15 protein-coding genes are annotated in these 19,472 nt (G+C 30.9%); 7 read left to right on the top strand and 8 right to left on the bottom strand.

The window, feature by feature from the left end:
• Positions 1 to 169: 169 nt before the first annotated feature.
• Positions 170 to 1,546, top strand: coding sequence for a UDP-N-acetylmuramate--L-alanine ligase (gene murC, locus GXK57_RS01640; protein WP_160670459.1), 1,377 nt, complete (start codon positions 170 to 172; stop codon positions 1,544 to 1,546).
• A 175-nt stretch (positions 1,547 to 1,721) separates the two neighbouring features.
• Here murC and GXK57_RS01635 read toward each other — a convergent pair whose 3' ends face one another.
• The 3 genes from GXK57_RS01635 to GXK57_RS01625 all read right to left on the bottom strand — a co-directional run bounded on the left by GXK57_RS01635 (position 1,722) and on the right by GXK57_RS01625 (position 5,022).
• Positions 1,722 to 3,011 carry an alpha-amylase family glycosyl hydrolase gene (locus GXK57_RS01635; RefSeq protein WP_160670456.1) on the bottom strand — a complete coding sequence of 430 codons (1,290 nt, stop codon included), beginning with the start codon at positions 3,009 to 3,011 and terminating at the stop codon, positions 1,722 to 1,724.
• A 330-nt stretch (positions 3,012 to 3,341) separates the two neighbouring features.
• The gene (locus GXK57_RS01630) at positions 3,342 to 4,295 is read right to left on the bottom strand and encodes a hypothetical protein (protein ID WP_160670453.1); all 954 of its coding nucleotides are present in this window, start codon (positions 4,293 to 4,295) and stop codon (positions 3,342 to 3,344) included.
• 160 nt (positions 4,296 to 4,455) lie between these two features.
• A complete protein-coding gene (locus GXK57_RS01625) occupies positions 4,456 to 5,022 on the bottom strand; it encodes a YdcF family protein (protein WP_160670450.1) in 567 nt (188 codons plus the stop codon).
• Between the two features lie 545 nt (positions 5,023 to 5,567).
• Here GXK57_RS01625 and GXK57_RS01620 point away from each other — a divergent pair.
• Positions 5,568 to 7,304 (top strand): ABC transporter ATP-binding protein, encoded by a 1,737-nt coding sequence (locus GXK57_RS01620; RefSeq protein ID WP_160670447.1) that lies wholly within the window; start codon positions 5,568 to 5,570, stop codon positions 7,302 to 7,304.
• Positions 7,304 to 9,091 carry an ABC transporter ATP-binding protein gene (locus tag GXK57_RS01615; RefSeq protein WP_160670445.1) on the top strand — a complete coding sequence of 596 codons (1,788 nt, stop codon included), beginning with the start codon at positions 7,304 to 7,306 and terminating at the stop codon, positions 9,089 to 9,091. Before GXK57_RS01620 ends, GXK57_RS01615 begins: the two co-directional genes overlap by 1 nt.
• 278 nt (positions 9,092 to 9,369) lie before the next feature.
• On the opposite strand, the gene GXK57_RS01610 is transcribed toward GXK57_RS01615, so the two are convergent.
• Positions 9,370 to 9,984: an NUDIX hydrolase gene (locus tag GXK57_RS01610; RefSeq protein WP_160670442.1), complete on the bottom strand. Its 615-nt coding sequence runs from the start codon at positions 9,982 to 9,984 to the stop codon at positions 9,370 to 9,372.
• Between the two features lie 715 nt (positions 9,985 to 10,699).
• Here GXK57_RS01610 and GXK57_RS01605 point away from each other — a divergent pair.
• Complete coding sequence (locus GXK57_RS01605; protein ID WP_160670439.1) at positions 10,700 to 12,856, top strand: SPFH domain-containing protein; 2,157 nt, start codon at positions 10,700 to 10,702, stop codon at positions 12,854 to 12,856.
• 38 nt (positions 12,857 to 12,894) lie between these two features.
• On the opposite strand, the gene GXK57_RS01600 is transcribed toward GXK57_RS01605, so the two are convergent.
• Positions 12,895 to 13,554 carry a hypothetical protein gene (locus tag GXK57_RS01600; RefSeq protein ID WP_160670436.1) on the bottom strand — a complete coding sequence of 220 codons (660 nt, stop codon included), beginning with the start codon at positions 13,552 to 13,554 and terminating at the stop codon, positions 12,895 to 12,897.
• A 657-nt stretch (positions 13,555 to 14,211) separates the two neighbouring features.
• Here GXK57_RS01600 and GXK57_RS01595 point away from each other — a divergent pair.
• Positions 14,212 to 15,381 carry a phosphopentomutase gene (locus GXK57_RS01595; RefSeq protein ID WP_160670433.1) on the top strand — a complete coding sequence of 390 codons (1,170 nt, stop codon included), beginning with the start codon at positions 14,212 to 14,214 and terminating at the stop codon, positions 15,379 to 15,381.
• A 39-nt stretch (positions 15,382 to 15,420) separates the two neighbouring features.
• Positions 15,421 to 16,239, top strand: a complete 819-nt coding sequence (locus GXK57_RS01590) for a purine-nucleoside phosphorylase (RefSeq protein ID WP_160670430.1) — start codon at positions 15,421 to 15,423, stop codon at positions 16,237 to 16,239.
• 30 nt (positions 16,240 to 16,269) lie between these two features.
• Here the strand turns inward: GXK57_RS01590 and GXK57_RS01585 are convergent, their stop codons facing one another.
• A complete protein-coding gene (locus tag GXK57_RS01585) occupies positions 16,270 to 16,455 on the bottom strand; it encodes an aspartyl-phosphate phosphatase Spo0E family protein (RefSeq protein ID WP_128211163.1) in 186 nt (61 codons plus the stop codon).
• Between the two features lie 161 nt (positions 16,456 to 16,616).
• Complete coding sequence (locus GXK57_RS01580) at positions 16,617 to 17,693, bottom strand: Xaa-Pro peptidase family protein (protein WP_160670427.1); 1,077 nt, start codon at positions 17,691 to 17,693, stop codon at positions 16,617 to 16,619.
• Positions 17,694 to 18,039: 346 nt separating this feature from the next.
• Between GXK57_RS01580 and GXK57_RS01575 the strand changes: the two genes are divergently transcribed.
• Positions 18,040 to 18,738: a metallophosphoesterase family protein gene (locus GXK57_RS01575; protein WP_160670424.1), complete on the top strand. Its 699-nt coding sequence runs from the start codon at positions 18,040 to 18,042 to the stop codon at positions 18,736 to 18,738.
• A gap of 99 nt (positions 18,739 to 18,837) precedes the next feature.
• Here the strand turns inward: GXK57_RS01575 and GXK57_RS01570 are convergent, their stop codons facing one another.
• Positions 18,838 to 19,281 (bottom strand): cytochrome b5 domain-containing protein, encoded by a 444-nt coding sequence (locus GXK57_RS01570; RefSeq protein WP_160670421.1) that lies wholly within the window; start codon positions 19,279 to 19,281, stop codon positions 18,838 to 18,840.
• Positions 19,282 to 19,472 lie beyond the last annotated feature (191 nt).

The following is a 19,472-nucleotide window of genomic DNA, read 5'->3' as shown; positions in this document are numbered from 1 at the left end:
CAAATAATACAGTATTACATATATATTAACAACAAAATAATTTATATAAGAAATAAGTAGCAAAATTTACTTTTTTTCATAAAATAATTATGAATTATGTTTTATTGAGTGTGCATTTTTTAAAAAGTGTATATAATTATAAATGGTAATTTATAAAGGAGTTGATATCTTGTCATTTAATTTTATAAAAGATAAAAATAAGAAAGTACATTTTATAGGTATCGGTGGAATAAGTATGAGTGGTCTTGCTGCTGTTCTCTTAAGAGAAGGCTATAAAGTATCCGGTTCTGATGCAAAGGAATCAGAAATAACAAGCAGACTAAAAAATGAAGGTGCAGAAATTTACATAGGACATGATAGTAGTAATCTAAAAGATGTAGATTTAGTAGTTTATACAGCAGCTATACCTTCTGACAACCCTGAACTGTTAGAAGCACAGAGAAAAAACATTCTCTTAATGGATAGAGCTGAATTTTTAGGAAAAATAATGCTTGGACACAAATATGGGGTTGCTGTCGCAGGTACCCATGGTAAAACAACATGTACTTCTATGGTTTCGCATATAACATTAAAAGCACAGCTTGATCCAACCATACTTGTTGGTGGTGACCTTGATGTTATAAATGGTAATTTTAGAGTAGGGAACAGTGAGTACTTTATCACAGAGGCATGTGAATATAAGGAATCATTTTTAAAGTTCTCACCATTTATAGGAATTATCCTAAATATTGATGCTGATCATTTAGATTATTATAAGGATATAAATCATATCCAAGAAACTTTTAAAAAATTCGCTTCTATAATTCCTAGCAATGGTTACTTAGTTGGATACGCTGATGACGAAAGAGTAATGTCTATAATTAATAATGCGAAATGTAACACACTAAGTTATGGCATAGAAGAAGGTAATATAATCGCTAAGAATATAACTTTCAATGTCAATGGTTGTGCGACTTTTGATGTGTTTAAAGATAATATCAAAATGTTCTCAATTAGTTTGAATGTACCTGGAAAGCATAATATTTTGAATGCTCTTTCTTCAATATGTATTGGTATAATATTAGAAATACCTGAAAAAGACATAATTGATGGACTATCAGCATTTAAAAATGCTCACAAAAGATTTGAACTTAAGGGACATAAATCTGGAATTACAGTAATAGACGATTATGCTCATCATCCTGCTGAAATAAAAGCTACTTTAAGCACAGCAAAAAAAATACCTCATAAGTCAGTTTATTGTGTTTTTCAACCTCACACTTATACAAGGACTAAAAGTCTTTTTAGCGACTTTACAGAAGCCTTTAATGATGCTGATGAGCTAATCCTTATGGATATTTACGCTGCTAGAGAAAAAAATACTGGCCTTGTTACTTCTGATGAATTAGGCGAAGCAATAAGAGCAAAAGGTATACACTGTATAAATGTTCACTCACATGAGGAAGCAGTTAAATATGTAAAAGGTAAAGCATCTGATGGAGATCTTCTAATTACTGTTGGGGCTGGAGATGTAGTTAAGGTTGGAGAATTATTTTTAGAAGAATAATTGTAAAGCAGTTTTACAAAACACACCACTTGATAGCAGGCATTTTAATATGCCTCCTATGTTGAAAATATCTTTAGTAAAATCAGTAAAGATGCATCACTTCAATTCGAAGTGATGCATCTTTACAAATTACAATCAACATTTTAGAATACAAGTTTTATAATACCAATATACCTTAATTTAAATCTATTATAATAGGCTTATTAACTAACTTTACCTTACCTTCTAATATATGAATATCGCTATCATCTATAATATTCTTATAAACTCCATCTGCTAAAGAAATATGCATATTGCCTTCAGCTTTACTTACATTGAAAATTCCTAACAATCTATTATTATCTTTTTCGTAAGAGGCAATTATAACATTATTCTCTACACAATCAACTGTATAGAATCCACTAGCAACAATATCCCTTCTCTTTATTTGTGCTAATCTTTTTAATAGGGATACATAATCTTCCTTCAAGTTGTCCCAATTCACTTTATCACTGTCAAATAAACTAGGACAGTTTGAATCTTGAGCTTCTTGGCCAGCATAAATTAAAGTTGCTCCTTTTTGGAAATATAAAAATCCTGTCCAGATTCTTAACGCCTCTTCATCTGGTATAAACTTCTTAGCTCTAGGTTGATCATGATTTTCTAAAAATCTAAGTTTAACGTAATTGTCTGGATACATTCCATCTTGCATTTTTACTTTATTTATATAATCTTTCAAACTATTTTTTTTATCAAAATATCCAGTATACTCAACATTCACATCATAATCATAAGTTATATCAAAAGCTTGGTATATTTCACTATCTGAAAGCCCTACAAATCCATGTTTTCTCATTTCAAGTAAGAAGTGAGGATGAACAGTTTCTGAAAGCCATATATGATCAGGATTTACTTGTGCAACCGATTGCCTTGCAAGCAACCAGAAATCTAATGGAACTAAAGGAGCCACATCACATCTAAATCCATCTACCCCAATAGATGCCCAATACTTTAAGGTTTCTATTTGATATTCCCATAAATCCTTATTGTTATAATCCAAGTCTACTATATCGGTCCAGTCACCAACTTTATTCCCCATGTTCCCATCTGGTTTTCTATAGAAATACTCTGGATGATTATCTACCAGCCACGAGTCTGGTGAAGTATGATTATAAACTACGTCTATCATACATAGCATTCCAAATTCATGTATCTTATCTACAAGACTTTTAAAATCTTCTATAGTTCCATACTCAGAGTTTATTCCTCTATAATCCTTGATAGCATATGGTGATCCTAATACACCTTTTCTATTTTTTTCTCCTATAGGATGAATTGGGAGCAACCATACTATATCTGTTCCTAATTCCTTTATTCTAGCAAGGTCTTCTTCCACATCTTTAAATGTTCCATTCTTACCATAATTCCTTACAAAAATCGAATAAATTATTTTGTTTCTTAAACTCTTACAGGTATCCTTTGCCATATTCTTCACCTCAATATTTTAATTAAATTCAGTTAAGCGTTTAAACTATATAATTACTTTACTGCACTTTCCTAAATATATCAATATCGTTTACATTAAGTTTTTAAAAAATTCGCTAAAGTGACCTTCTTTGATGTCTTCTTTTACCCATCTGCCACTCCAAATACATATTAGAAAAATCTAATAGCTAAGTAAGTTTTCTTTTTTACTGCACAACCTACTAACAAGCCTCTCTAAACATTTCAAATTGCTATCTTTATCTAATAGAAAACCACCTGGAGTTAAATATACTCATATAGATGTATTAAACTCCAAGTGGTTATATTACCATCAAACCTCTAACTCTATAAACTGATTAATCTCAAAATCTATATTTATTACCTCATCTTCAAGACGTTCTTTTTGCTTCTTTAAGCCTATTATACATTCGTCTACATATCTAGCTAAAGGTCTTATCTCATCGTAACTTTCCTCAATCCTAGCAAGTACACTCATATCTGTAAATATATTATCAAAGAATATATCAACAGTTTTAGTAATTAGAGAAAACTCTATCTTATTTGAAATAGTCTCAAAGGATTCAGTTACGTCTGCCAATTCCTTTTTGAACTTATCTACAAGATATGGAATCTTATTAAGCTTAACCTGGGTATCATCAACCTTTTCATACTTCTCCATAGATACAATTATGCTATCACTGAACAAATCTAACGTTCCCCAATTTTTAGCACTAGATAAACTATTTTGAGCATCATCTATACACGCAAGTAAGTTCTCCCCTGCCAGCACTGCTTCCCTTAATTCTTTTATGCTAGTACATAAATCTAATCTTAAGGCTTCTAAGCCTCTTAGTTTCTCTTTAGAAGCTTCACTTCCAATAGATTTTAACTCTTCTTCTTTTTCTTTCATAAGTTTTTTATACTGGATATTTGCATCACCTACCCTATCAAGCTCTTTTCTTAACTTGTCTAAATCCTCACGAACATCTGATACTTTTTGGCTACAATGATCAAACTTAAGTTTAATCTCAATATATTCTTTTTTCTCTTTATCAAGTTTTTCTTCTTTGTTATGAAGAATTAATGCTAAGAGATTTGATAAAGTAATTCCTTCAAGTCTTTTCACATCTAACTCTTCTTCTGCAAGCTGTGCCTTTAACTCGACTAGTTCTTTTTCATAGCTATCTAATAGTTCTTTTAAGTCTTTAATTCTTTGCTCTATATGTTCTTTTTCCTTAACCTTTTCCTTTGCATTTCTTATTTCTTCATTAATCTTCAAATACACAACAAAATCTCCATTTATTATATTTAATAATTAGGCTATGTTTAATAATATTGTTGAAACTAAATGTTTATAAATAAGATGTTATATGAGTGATCTTGCTAAAGCATCCAGTAGCTGGTCACTTAATTTCAATACGGTAATTTAATAGCCAATAATTATTTTAGCTTAATATAAGATCCTTAATTATGGCAGGCATTTCTCTTACTGCACCATATATTTCAGTTATAAAGTTTTCTTTTGAAAATACGCCTTTATAAGTGGCTGATAACTTATTTTTCTTACACAAAAGCCATGCTCGTCTAAGATGAAAATCATTTGATACTACTACCGCAGTATTTAAATCTTTTTCTTTCATTATTTTTGATGTGAATTTTATATTTTCTGAAGTATTGGTGGATTTATCCTCTATTATTATCTTATCCTCTTCAATACCTTTGCTCAATAAAATCCTTTTCATTCCTTCTGCCTCAGAAATATCCTCTCCAGATCCTTTTCCTCCTGAAACTATTATATAGTTTCCAAAACCTTTTTTATAAAGTTCAGCTGCTTTTTCTGTTCTTTCAGTAAGAAATTCACTAGGAGTCTCACCTCTAAGCCTACAACCCAATACAACTATAGCATCACTCCTTACAGGTTTTGTAAAAATAGGCAAAGAAAAAATAAAAGTCTGAAATACCACAAAAACAATAACTATAGCTAAGAAAATCATCTTAAGCCTCTTTTTCATAATTGCTCCTCCATTTATTAATAGTCATAATATTTCATATTCGTGCATAGAATTAATTGCAGGTTATACCTTAAAAAATTAAGCAAAATACTATATATTACTGAATTATATACGAAAAACAAAGTATAATAGTTATTTTTAGGTTACGTATTTAAAAATCCACACCTAATATCAAACCGTTTTGGAGTTTTTCATAAAATTAAAAATATTGGAAAAAACCTTTGACACTTTTACATGCCTGTGTATATAATTATATTAAAGAAATTTTAACGTAAAGGAGATAGGAATATGTTAATAGCGAGATTCAATTTTATAAACGGCAGATTTAGAAATTCAAACAATTCAATATTTATTAACAATAGCCCTATCTCTACGAGTTTTATTGCCGATTAATTTTTGGCTACTTTAACTTTGTATGTAATTAGGTCATGGGCTATTGCTCATGACTTTTATATTGCGCTTTTATGCAAAAAGGTCGTGGGATACCCATGGCCTTTTTTTGCATAAATGGGCACTATGAACGAACAAAAAAGGGGGGAATAGATTTGAGAAGAATCTTAAATTATTTATTTAAACACAAGGCTATACTTCTTATTGGCTCTATATCAATGATTATAATTATAGCCGTAGATAACATCACACCTTATCTTCAAAAGATAATAATTGATAAAGTAATTACTGACAAACAGTATTCACTTTTGTATCCAGCATTGGGTGGAATATTAGCTATTACCTTATGTAAGGCTGGACTTGGATACGTCAAAGAGTTTTTCTTTGACTTCATTGCAGCAAAGGTTCATAGAGATATAAAAAACGAATTGTTTGAACATATTCAAACAATGGAATTTAAATATTTTGATAATATGAACACTGGTGAACTAATGTCGAGAATAGGTGAAGATATAGAAAACATCTGGCAAACCATAGGGTTTGGTCTAAGACTTTTCGTTGAAAATATCATTTACTTCATCATAAGCAGTATAATCCTATTAGTACTAAGCTGGAAGCTTGCTATAGCATGCATAGTAATAATGATACCTATAGGTTATATGGCAATAAAGCTTGAGAAAGATTTTGCTACTGTATATGATAACATCAGCGACCAAACAGCTGAGATAAATACAACTGCTCAGGAAAATATCGCTGGTGTAAGATTGGTTAAAGCTTTTACAAGAGAAAAACATGAAATTCTTAAGTTCTTAAATATGAATAAGACTTACTATGATCTAAATATGAATCAAGCTAAAATAGTAGGAAAATACTTTCCTCCAATGGAGTTTCTAACGAATATATCCTTAGTAATAATGATCATATTAGGTGGCGTATTTGTTATAAAAGGCGAGATAACCTTAGGAACTTTAGTAGCCTTTAGCGGATACCTAAATTCACTTATATGGCCTATGAGGAACCTTGGTTGGCTTACTAATATGCTTGCTCAGAACCAAGCATCTGCTAAGAAGATATTCGACATACTAGATAGAAAACCAGAGATTTCAAGTAAAGAAAATGCTATATCTCCTGATAAAATAAAGGGAGCTATAAAATTTGATAATGTTAGCTTTAAGTATAATGATGAGCTAGTTCTTAAAAATGTTAATCTTGATATCCCTGCTGGTAGCTCTGTAGCTATTATGGGAACTACAGGAGCTGGTAAGTCATCTATACTACAATTAATAGGTAGATATTATGATGTAACTAACGGTGAAGTCTTAGTAGATGGAATAAATGTAAAAGATTTAGATCTAAAGAAGCTTAGAAGTAATATGTCTGTAGTACCTCAAGATACATTCTTATTCTCAGATACTATAGAAAACAACGTTAAGTTTGGTAATAAAAATGCTTCTATGGAAGAAGTTATAGATATATGCAAGACAGCTTGCTGTTATGATTTTATATCATCTTTCGAAGAAGGATTCGATACAGAAATAGGTGAAAGAGGTATTGGACTTTCTGGAGGACAAAAGCAAAGAATATCTATTGCTAGAGCCTTATTAAGAAAAGCACCAATCCTAATACTAGATGACTCAACCTCCGCATTGGATATGGAAACAGAGTACGAACTTCTAAAAAATCTACATGTTAAAGAAGAAAAGAGTACAACTTTCATAATAGCACATAGAATTTCTGCAGTAAAAAATGCAGATATTATCCTATTTGTAGAAGATGGGGAAGTTAAAGAGCAAGGTAATCACAGTGATCTTCTAGCTAAAAAAGGAAGATATTATGACATATACTGTGAACAATTTAAAGACTTTGATATGGCCGAAAGCGAGGTGGTATAATGGCTAAAAATACAGTAAGTCGTGATGAAGAAGGAATGCTTCGAAGTAAAACTGAGCTAACTATAAGACTTTTGCAATATCTAAAGCCTTATAAGCTTAAAGCCTTTATAGTTATTATACTATTATTGTTCGTTATGGTTTGCGGCATAATTAATCCTTATCTATTAAAGATAGCAATCGACAGTTATATAGGCGACAGCAACTTTAAAGGTCTAATGTTCATTGGTGCCCTACTTTTAACATTAAACATCTTATCAATGATTGCTTCTAAAATAAGAATAGTAATGATGTCAGCTATAACCAATAATATATTAGTAAATATAAGACATGAACTTTACACTCATATTCAAAAATTATCATTCTCATTTTTTGATAACAGACCTGTTGGAAAAATATTAGCTAGAGTTATGGGAGACGTTAATGCTCTTCAAAACCTATTTAATCAAAGTATACAAACTCTTATCCCTGAACTTATGAGTTTAGTATGCGTTTCAATAATGATGTTATTCTTAAACTTTAAACTAGCTTTAGCAGCTATTGCAATTCTACCATTCTTAGCAGTTGCTATGTTTTTTATAGAAACTCAATCAAGAAAAAGGTGGGAGGTTTATAGAAAAAAACGTTCAAACCTTAATGCATATAATCATGAGGACTTTTCAGGAATAAAGGTAGTTCAAGCTTTTGCCAATGAAGAAAATACTCTTTCAAAGTTTAAAGTAATGGTTAGTGAACTAGTTAATTCCTTTGTTGCCGCTGTAAAGCTAAATGACTTTTTCTGGCCTCTAGTAGAGCTATCATGGGGAGTTGGTATAGTAGTAGTATTCTATGCTGGTTACTTATTAGTAAGATCAAATGATGTTACTATAGGTACACTTATTGCATTCTCTATGTATATAGGAATGTTTTGGAGACCTATAATGAATCTTTCAACTTTTTATAACACTCTAATAACTAACTTCTCAGCCGCTGATAGAATATTTGATATCATGGAAATTGATCCAGACATAGTAAGTGCAGAAGGTTCAAGTAAAATGCCTAAGATTAAAGGTGCCGTTGAATTTAAAGATGTTACTTTTGCTTATGATGAAGGTTCTGCAGTGTTGAAGAATGTTAATTTCAAAGTATCACCTGGTGAAACCGTAGCCCTTGTTGGAGCAACTGGTGCTGGTAAAACTACTATAGTATCTCTTCTTAGTAGATTCTATGATCCTACCTCTGGAGAAGTAATGGTAGATGGAAAAAATATAAAGAATGTAGAATTAGAGTCCTATAGAAGTCAGATGGGTATAATGCTTCAAGATACTTTCTTATTCTCAACTACTATTAAAGAGAATATTAGATATGGAAAACTTGATGCTACTGATGAAGAAGTAATTGCTGCTGCAAAGGCAGTAAATGCACATGAATTTATAATGAAAATGGAGAAAGGGTACGACACTGAAGTAAACGAAAGAGGTTCTAGACTTTCTTTGGGACAAAGGCAGCTAATTTCTTTTGCCAGAGCTCTTCTTGCTAATCCAAGAATATTAATATTAGATGAAGCTACATCAAATATAGATACTCAAACCGAAAAATTAGTTCAAAAAGGTATAGAAAAACTTCTGTTTGGAAGAACTTCCTTCGTAATTGCTCATAGGTTGTCTACAATTAGAGACTGTGACAAGATAATGGTTGTAGGTGATGGTAATATTAAGGAATGTGGTACTCACGATGAACTCATTGCAATGAGAGGTGTTTATTATAGCCTATACAATGCTCAATACAAGTTCTTAAATGAAGGTGCATAAATCAAACTATTTAATACAAGTATAGGGATACAAAAACAGCTTAAACAATTGATTCTGTTACATTGCCGTATTGGAATTAAGTGGTCAGTCATCCAATGCTTAGACGAGCTTGCGCAAAGAATTAAAGTTTAAGAAATAGAATCTTATAGTTTTATATAATAAAAAATTGCTAAAGTTAATTCTTTAGCAATTTTTTTGTCTAACTACAATTTCTCCAAGAAAATGTATAAATGTGCTTTATAAATAAGTCTTGTTATCATATGTTCAACATCTTATCTTTATTTCATTATTTCTTCACCTAAAGCAGCAAAGGCTTTAAGCATCATATACATCTTTATATCCATCTTAGGATTACTATTGATAAGTTCCTTAGCCTCTAGTTGATTAACCATACATACTTCTATATCCTCGTCATCCTCTAAATAATCACCTGAAATCTCTCCACTACAATAGCAATAAACCAAAGCAACTGATTCATCTGTCATTCCAACAGAAACGTAAAGAGCTTTTATATCTTCCTTATTTACTATTTCTACTACCTTAAGTCCTGTCTCCTCTTTAAGCTCTCTACTTACTGCTAACTTTATGTCTTCATCACCATCTATAAGTCCCGCCGGTAGTTCATATACATAATCATTTAGCGGTACTCTAAACTGCTTTACTAAAACCAACTTTTTACTTTCTTCATGCACAGCAACTATCATTACAGCATCAACACGTTCTTCTATCTTCTTTTGAATCTGTAGATTCAGAGTAGCCATGTCTTTTCTAGAAGCCACTATCCAACTTTTAGAATCACCTTTTTTGTTTGTGTATTCAACATTATATAAACTTAGAAACTTTGTTTCTGCCAATGAATTTAAATTCATAATCTTAGGCTTAAGCTTTTTCATTTTATCACCTTCGTCGATATATTTCGTAATATAAAAATTTTAACACAATAATATAATAATAAGGAACATATATAAGTAAAATTTAAACTTAAAGCTTAATTTTCAATAAACTAAAATATACAGCTATAATTAAGTGTTATGTTGAAATTAAAAACTAAGTCACTTGATGCTTTAAATATGCATCGAAAGGAATTAATATGAATATCTTTATAGAATCAAATTATTAAAATAGTTTGCTAAAGTGGCATAAACCCTATAAATTCTTAAGAAGTTATAAATATAACAATATATATTTATAAGAAGTTTTCTTTATAACTTTTTTCAAACCTATCTATCCTAAATTAACTGGATACATAATTTCTTTATTGCCATTAGGATTTACTAATGCGCATATTTGTCCATAACGTTAGCTACAATGTAGGCTGCTAAGAAATATAAAATAATTTACTCTTGATAACATATGAAATTTAAAGGTATAATTAGAAAAAATTAGATATGCAAAGCTAAAACGTCGGCTTGCCCATAAATCATCAAGAAACATTTAATTGTTATTCAAAACGCTTTTTGCGTTATTTAATACCACATTATATAATTACATCATGAGTTAAGTACTTTAAGAAGACTTTTCAATTACTAATATATAAAAGTATTAGCTACATTGTTTATGAAACTTAAGGTTTAACTATAACAAAAATTATTAAGGGAGAGGTTTTTTATGAGCCACGAAACAATCTTATTATTAGTGAAAGTAGGTATAGGAATCCTAGCTTTCTTCTTACTAGTCTGGATATCAGGTTTTAGGATTATCCCCAACTCAAAGGTTGCCATTATAGAAAAATGGTGGTCATCAAAAGGTTCACTAAAAGAACAAATTATAGCATTAAACGGTGAAGCTGGATACCAGCCAACTGTATTAAGAGGTGGTATTCACTTTTTAAGTCCATTAGTTTATAAGGTACACTCAGTTCCACTAGTAACAATACCACAGGGTAAAATAGCATATGTGTTTGCTAGAGATGGTAAACCACTTGAGCCAACACAAACTCTTGGTAAAATAATTCCTGAAAGCAGCAACTTCCAAGATGTAAAAGGCTTTATCACAAATGGCGGTCAAAAAGGACCACAAAGAGGTATTATTCGTGAAGGTACTTACGCATTCAACTTAGCACAATTTATAATAATAACAGAAAATAAAACATACTATTTGCCAATGGGTAATGACTCTGAGCAAAAAACAATAATGGAGATGGCACAAAAGATTGCAGCTAGAAACGGTTTTGAACCTGTGGTTATTCAGGGTGAAACCGACCAAGTTGGTATAGTTACAGTTCATGATGGTCCTTCTTTAGGAAGAGACACTATAATATGTCCTACTGTTGGCGATGAACCTAGTGATCCAAACTATCACAATAACTTTCAGGATCCTGAAAAATTCTTGGCAGCAGGCGGATATAGAGGTAGACAGTACCAGGTCCTTGCAGATGGTACTTATCTAATAAATAGATTATTTGCTACAATAGAGTTTATACCTAAAACAGTTATTCCAGTAGGTTACGTAGGAGTAGTTGTTTCATACACCGGACTAAAGGGCGCAGATTCTTCAGGGGATGACTATAAGCATGGTGAATTAGTTCAAAAAGGATTTAGGGGGGTATGGAGCGAACCTCTTATGCCTGGAAAATATGCTTTTAACACTTATGCAGGTAATATAATAAAAGTCCCTACTACTAACGTAATCTTAAAATGGATAAGCAATCAAAATGGTAATCATAGATACGATGAAAATCTTAAGGAAGTAAGCTTAATAACTAAAGATGCATTCGAACCTTCTTTACCTCTATCAGTTGTTTTCCATATAGACTACAAAAAAGCACCAATGGTAATACAAAGATTTGGAGATATCAAGATGCTTGTTGATCAAACACTTGATCCTATGGTATCTGCTTACTTCAAAAATATAGGACAAACAAAGACTTTAATTGAATTAATACAGCAAAGAAATGAAATACAAAATCAATCTTCTGTTGAAATGAAGACTAAATTTACACACTACAATCTTGAACTTGAAGAAGTTCTTATAGGTACTCCTACAAGCTCAAAGAATGATACGAATATAGAACAAATATTAACACAACTTCGTTCAAGACAGATTGCAAAAGAGCAGCTTGAGACTTACTCTACTCAACAGTCTGCTGCCGAAAAAGAAAAGGAACTTAAAGAGGCAGAGGCAATAGCAAAACAACAAACATCACTTACTGAATCAGATATTAATATTAAAATCCAAGAGAACCAAGGTAAAGCAGATCTTATGAAGTCAAGACAGGATGCAGAAAAAATCCAAAGACTTTCTGAAGCAGATGCATATAAAGTTAAACAACAAGCTGAGGCTGAAGCTTATAGATTGAAACAGCAGGCTGAAGCAAATGCATATCAAGTAAAGCAACAAGCTGATGCAGAAGCCTTCAGACTTAAACAAACCGGTGAAGCAGAAGCCTTCAAGATAAAGACAGTTGGTCAAGCTGATGCAGATAGAGAAGCTAGAGTTGGTATATCAAAAGCTATTGCAGCAAAAGAACAAGTAAATGCTTTTGGTGGAGCTCAATATAAAGTAGTACAAGAAATAATGAATAACTTTGCTGATGCTATAAAAACATCCAAAGTAGATATAGTTCCAAAGACTCTTATAACCTCAGGTGGAGGAGAAGGAGAAAATAACTTACACAATGCTTTTGAGAACCTAGTTATGCTTTTATTAAGTGATAAACTTACTTCTCAAGCCTCTAATGTCAGTGAGTTATCTGAAGAAGCAGAAATACTAAAAAAAGAAATATTAAGTAGTGTTAAACCTTCTGATATAAAGAACAATAACTAAATGAAAATAGACAAACTATTAAAATAGTTTGTCTATTTTCATTTAGTTATATATTTTATTACTTCATATATTATTGAACTCTTGTTTTTTTCAGCTAATATGTATAGCTTATTTATAGACTTAAATCTTGTCTCATCATCAAAATGTAAGGTAATATATTTTTTATCCTCTATCTTAACAATTTCTTCTCTTACAGTCCTAAACTTTTTATCTTCCTTATGACTTACAATAGATAAAACAGCCGTTATATCCTCTCTCTTAGATGGATTAACTTGCCATATTACTTGATTTTCAGCTAGATTAAGATACTTCCTTATAGATGTAATGTCAGATTTTATATATTTACTATAATGATTAATATTATCATCTAAAACACTATCGTCTATATAATTATTCACTCTTACCACACTTTGAGGAAAGGTCCCCTCTATAAGGCCTGATTTTTCATAGACTTCATCAGTCATTCTAATCCAAAAGTTTGCTCCTGCTATCTTTCTTATTTTTTCTTCAATTGAACCTAATTCAGTTTTAAAATTTATTTTTCCATCTATTAAGTCAAATATAAGAACTATTCTCTTACCATAATTAGTTAGTACTAAATATCTATTAAATCTAACTTCAGATAGTTCATGTTCAACCTTCCTAGCTGTCTCTAATATTTCAGCCTTCAAACAATCACTAAGGGAAAATAAAATCAAATCACTTACCTCCTTAATAAATCAAACTATAAATATAGTTCATATCTTTAGTTATATAAATAATTAAATTTTAAATACTAAAATGGGTTTAAAAAGAAAAACCTTTTCAATCTTAAAACCAAATATTTTTATACACCTTAAATAGCACACAATATACATTATACATTTTTGTAAATTATATACAATACAACTTTTACTTCATTTCATATTTTTCAGACTTTTTTTACGTATATTTCAAAAAATATAATATTTTTATTAAGAAACTCTTTTTATATAAACCTTTATTTAATATTTTCTCAATACATAAGAAGTTTTCATAATTATATACATAGGCCTTTATTAAATAATATATAACCTGCCCTAAGTTCCATTTAATTTTTCTCAAATAAAAAATAATTAATCTACTTAAAAATATAGATTTTTGTTTATCAATTTATCTTTATAAATTATAATATAGATAAAGGATAAGTTATTAATAAAATATTCACTTACCAATAATCAATAGAATTTTATTTTTGGATGTAAATCATATATTAATAGAAGTTATAGAGATTATTATTTTGTCCATTTAGGAAAGCGCTTACACATTTATACCCTTTTAATTAATTCCGTAATGGATACACTATATAATAAATTTACTTTGCGAGGTGTTTAATTATGATAAAAAGAGTTATCTGGATTGTCTTAGATAGTGTTGGGATGGGAGAACTACCTGATGCTGATAAATATGGAGATATTGGTTCCAATACAATAGGGCATGTAGCTGAATTTAATAATGGATTAGAGATTCCTAACATGGAGAAGCTGGGACTAGGAAATATTACTGGTATGGTAAATTTAAATAGGGTTGCAGAACCTATAGGCTGCTATGGAAGAATTCATGAAGCTTCAAATGGTAAGGATACTGTAACTGGCCATTGGGAGATGGTTGGAGTGAAATCAGAAATAGCTTTCCCAACTTACCCAAATGGTTTTCCAAAATCAATAATAGATAAATTTGAAGCATTTACAGGAAGAAAGGTGATAGGAAACAAATCCGCTTCTGGTACTGAAATACTTGATGAGCTTGGCGAAGAACACATGAAAACAGGGGCCCTAATAGTCTATACTTCTGCTGATAGCGTGTTCCAAATAGCTGCTCATGAAGAAATCGTTCCACTTGATGATTTATATAAATACTGTGAATTTGCTAGAGAAATGCTTACGGGTGAAGAATCAGTAGCAAGAGTTATAGCTAGACCTTTCTTAGGAACTCCTGGGAACTTTACAAGAACTCCTAACAGAAGAGATTATGCTTTACTACCACCTCATGATACACTGTTGGACGTACTAGCAAAAAAGGGATTAAATGTTATGGCCGTAGGTAAGATTGAAGATATATTCTCCGGCAGAGGCATAACTGCTGCTGTTCATACAAAAGATAATATGGATGGCGTTGATAAGACTATAGAATATCTAAAACAAGATAAAGATGGTCTTATATTTACTAATCTTGTAGATTTTGATATGAAATGGGGTCACAGAAGAGATGCTAAGAGCTATGGAAAGGGATTAGAAGATTTCGATGCAAGACTTCCTGAGATTCTAGACAATATGAAAGATACTGATGTATTATTCATCACTGCTGATCATGGCTGTGACCCTACATTTAAGGGAACAGATCACACTAGAGAGTATGTACCATTTTTAGCTTATGGAAGTGACTTAAAGAAGGGCTTTGATCTTGGAACAAAATTTGGATTCTTTGATATGGGCCAAACAATTGCAGATATCTTTGATGCTGATAAAATAAAAAATGGAATAAGTTTCTTAAATGAGATAAAATAATCATGTTACAATCAAATAATATTTACTTGAGGTGAAAAAATGGATTTAAGTAAAAAAATAGAAGAAGCATCGCAATTTATTCTATCTAAAAGCAAATACAAACCACAAATAGGATTAATTTTAGGTTCTGGCTTAGGAGCTATAGCTGATGATATAGAAGACGCTGAATACTATAACTACAATGAACTTCCTAACTTTCCAGTATCCACTGTTGAAGGTCATGCAGGTAGATTAGTAATAGGAATGTTTCAAGGCAAACAAGTAGTTGCCATGCAAGGAAGGTTTCACTATTATGAGGGGTACGCTATGGACCAAGTAACTTTCCCTGTAAGAGTTATGAAACTTCTAGGTATAGATACAATAATAGTGACAAATGCTGCTGGAGCTGTAAATACAAGTTTTAAACCAGGGGATCTTATGATAATAAACGATCATATTAATCTCTCAGGTTCTAATCCTTTAATAGGAAGAAATCTCGATACCTTTGGAACTCGTTTTCCTGACATGTCAGAGGCTTACAGTAGAGATCTTATAGAAAAGGCTAAGAACGCAGCTTTAGAGTTAAACATAGATATTAAAGAAGGTGTTTACACTATGTTTAGTGGTCCTACTTATGAAACTCCTGCGGAAATAAGAATGGCAAGAGTTTTAGGCGGAGATGCTGTTGGTATGTCAACTGTTCCAGAAGTTATAGTAGCCAATCATAGCAAGATAAAAGTTCTAGGAATTTCTTGCCTTACAAACATGGCTGCTGGGATATTAAAACAACCTCTAAGTCATGTTGAAGTAATGGAAACCTCTGCTATGGTAAGAGACAATTTTATAGCACTTATGACTAATATAATTAAAAGCTTATAAAATAAAGGTTGATGGCACTATATTTAGCCATCAACCTTTATCTTTATTAGGTGTTCTATTTAAAAATCTATTGTATTTATTTAATGCATCATTAAATCTTTTGCCAGCCTCGATAATATCCTCTGACACAAGATTTCCTTCTCTAACTTTTATTAGGTATTCCAACTTTTCTCTAAAATAGGTAATATCATTTAGTAAAATATCTTTATCAGTCAAACTAACACCTCCACTTATATTTTTTACATATAGTTCCAATTATAAACATAGTGGATTAAGTTTTATTGTTTAGTTTACACAAATATTTTAATTTCTATGACTTATACCTATAAGCAGCTTTACCTAAATACTTTTTTAAATAATAATACTCAACAGAAGGTTTATTTTAATACTCTTAATTCTTTAGAATAATTATTTAATACCTCACAGCCATCTTCTGTTACCAATACTAGGTCTTCTATTCTTACACCTACTTTTCCTTGTAGATATATTCCTGGCTCAATTGAGAAGATCATACCTGGCTTAACCTCTTCTTTGTTCACAGAGCTAACATCGCCAAAATCATGTACCTCTATTCCAATAGAATGCCCTGTTCTATGAGTAAAATACTTTCCATATCCATACCCCTCTATAACATCTCTAGCTGCCTTATCAATATCGCAGAATCTAGTACCAGGCTTTACCTTACTTATACCAGCTAAGTTTGCTTCTAGCACTATGTTATAGACCTTCCTATCCTCTTCTGAAGGTTCACCATAGAACAATGTTCTTGTCATATCAGAACAATAAAATTCATTTCTACATCCAGTATCTATTATGATACTATTACCTAATTGTGGTAGAGACAAATCAGTTTCATGGTGTGGATCTGCTCCATTTGCGCCATATGCAACTATAGGTGTAAAAGAAAACCCTTGAGTACGCTCTTCTTCATACAACTCACCTAATATAGTGCTTAAAGCTTTTTCAGTTTTGTCTTTTGAAAATCTTTCTACAGCTCTTCCCATAACCTTATCATTTATAGCAGAAGCTTTTTTCATAAGCTCTATCTCTTCAGCATCCTTTATAGTTCTTGCCTTATCAATTATTGGAGACCCATTAACAAAAGCGGTTGCTGCACCTTTTTCCATAAGTCTTATTAAAAAATGTGCCTGCCAATTTTTATCTATACCCAAGGTTTTAGATTTATCTATTATACTGCAAAGGGCTAGTATAGGATCCTGGGTATCATTATACCAAACTAAATCTAATCCTAAGTCTTCATGGATTGGAAAAAGCTCATTAATAACTAGTTTTTTATCTCCATTTGTATTAATATATAATGCTAAAAGCCTCTCTCCAGACTCAATCCACTTTCCAGTAAGATAGAAAATCGCTGCTGGCGAAGTTAATATCATCTGATTAAGATTTGTATTACTCATTTCTTGTAAAATATTATTTAATCTATTCTGTTTCATTACACTATCTCCTTAAGCTTACAATTTACATCAATATAAAAATAATAATTTTATTTCATTATTAATTATATACAAAAAATTATATATAATCCATTTAATTAAACCCTAAAGTTAGAATATCTGTGAATGATAATATATTGTTTTTAAAAACTTTATGAATAATAAATAAACGAAATTATGAATATGTATTAAGTGGTATAATATAGTTATCAATAAATTTATGTAGCACAAAATTTGCTTAATAATAACAACTTTATTCAGATCCTAAAGTATATAGGTTTATTATAAATTTACGAAGCTATAAAATTTAGATCAGTCTCTATAATTAAAACTAGGAGGAAATAGTATGAGAATTGCAGTTATATCAGATATACATAGCAATCTTTACGCTCTACTTAGAGTTATCGAGGATATAGATAGTCAAAATGTAGATACAGTAATTTGTTTAGGTGATTTAGTAGGGTATGGTCCTCAGCCAAATGAAGTCATTGCTATGATAAAGAGAAGAGGATTGTTATGTATAAAAGGTAATTATGATGCATCAGTTGTAGATAATGGTTTCACATATATAAGGGACACTAATATAAATTCATTTTCTTTACCTTGGACTGTAGATGAACTTAGAGCCTCAAACAAGTATTACCTAGAGAATCTACCAAGTAGTATTACTCTAAATATCGACAACAAAAAAGTCCTTTTTGTTCATGGTAGCCCTAAGAAAATAGATGAATATCTATATGACACCAATCCAGACTTAGAAAGTATAGTAAGCGCTATAGACGAGGATATATTAGTATGCGCACATACACATATTCCAATGATAAAGCAAGTTCATGATAAAATGATAATTAATGGCGGAAGTGTTGGAAAGCCAAAGAACGGCTCTCCTGACTCAACTTATGCAATAATAGATATATCTAAGGGAAGAAGCGTTAAAGCAGAAATTAGAAAAGTCAGTTATGAATATAAAAGAACCATGAAGGATATGGAGATGAAAAAGTTTCCTTCTCAATTAATTCATTCCTATGAAACAGGATATGAATAAACTTTAATTAACTTATACAATCTATAAATTAAGGTATAAGTATCAGCCACTCTAAGCTTTATAAGGCTTTCTGATACTTATACCTTAATCTTTTAATTACTAATCTTTCAATACACCAACTATTCGTATATTTTTTAGAAGCTGTTTATTAAGCTTGCCTGAATTAAACTCCTGAGAAAGATCTGTCCCTGCTTTTATTCCTAAGCCAACTAACACATTAAATAGCTTTTCACCAGTTATATCATATACTGTGCCATTTACAGCTATATATGCAGGATTATCTCCTACACCATTGTATTTTTCGAGGTCTTTCATATTGAACTCCCTAGCCCTATACCCCTCTTCACTCTCATTATTTTTAATAGGATTCTTATGGGTTCTCGTATTACTGTAATCTAACATGGTTTCAATCTGCAAAGTTAATGTTTCTATATCCTTCATAAAATCTAACCTATCATCCTTTGTAGCTGTTAAAAGCATCTTTTTACAAAAATTTATCTTATTGAACTTTTGTATTATTAACTCTTCTATAGAATTAATCATTGCTCAACCTCTTAAATATCAATATATATCTATATTTTATGAGCGAATAATTGCATTTATTAAACTATTAGTGTAAAATAAATATTATTTAAGGGTTAAAGTGTTAAAATTAGTAGGCTTAACCGGTTACAACCGTTATATTTTAAGAACTACAAAACTATTTATAAGGTCATTTTTATGACAAATTAGAT

The organism is Clostridium sp. C8-1-8 (genome assembly GCF_009928445.1).
In the GTDB taxonomy this organism is placed as follows: Bacteria; Bacillota; Clostridia; order Clostridiales; family Clostridiaceae; genus Clostridium_AR.
Note: the sequence above shows the minus strand (reverse complement) of the source record. Positions and strands in the feature narration are given on the sequence as shown.

What these genes read in the sequence shown, in the direction of transcription:
- GXK57_RS01595 (WP_160670433.1), top strand. Translation starts at nt 14,212, where the DNA reads ATGATAAAAAGAGTTATCTGGATTGTCTTAGATAGTGTTGGGATGGGA.
- GXK57_RS01580 (WP_160670427.1), bottom strand. Translation starts at nt 17,693, where the DNA reads ATGAAACAGAATAGATTAAATAATATTTTACAAGAAATGAGTAATACA.
- GXK57_RS01625 (WP_160670450.1), bottom strand. Translation starts at nt 5,022, where the DNA reads ATGAAAAAGAGGCTTAAGATGATTTTCTTAGCTATAGTTATTGTTTTT.
- GXK57_RS01615 (WP_160670445.1), top strand. Translation starts at nt 7,304, where the DNA reads ATGGCTAAAAATACAGTAAGTCGTGATGAAGAAGGAATGCTTCGAAGT.
- GXK57_RS01635 (WP_160670456.1), bottom strand. Translation starts at nt 3,011, where the DNA reads ATGGCAAAGGATACCTGTAAGAGTTTAAGAAACAAAATAATTTATTCG.
- GXK57_RS01575 (WP_160670424.1), top strand. Translation starts at nt 18,040, where the DNA reads ATGAGAATTGCAGTTATATCAGATATACATAGCAATCTTTACGCTCTA.
- GXK57_RS01605 (WP_160670439.1), top strand. Translation starts at nt 10,700, where the DNA reads ATGAGCCACGAAACAATCTTATTATTAGTGAAAGTAGGTATAGGAATC.
- GXK57_RS01610 (WP_160670442.1), bottom strand. Translation starts at nt 9,984, where the DNA reads ATGAAAAAGCTTAAGCCTAAGATTATGAATTTAAATTCATTGGCAGAA.
- GXK57_RS01590 (WP_160670430.1), top strand. Translation starts at nt 15,421, where the DNA reads ATGGATTTAAGTAAAAAAATAGAAGAAGCATCGCAATTTATTCTATCT.
- GXK57_RS01570 (WP_160670421.1), bottom strand. Translation starts at nt 19,281, where the DNA reads ATGATTAATTCTATAGAAGAGTTAATAATACAAAAGTTCAATAAGATA.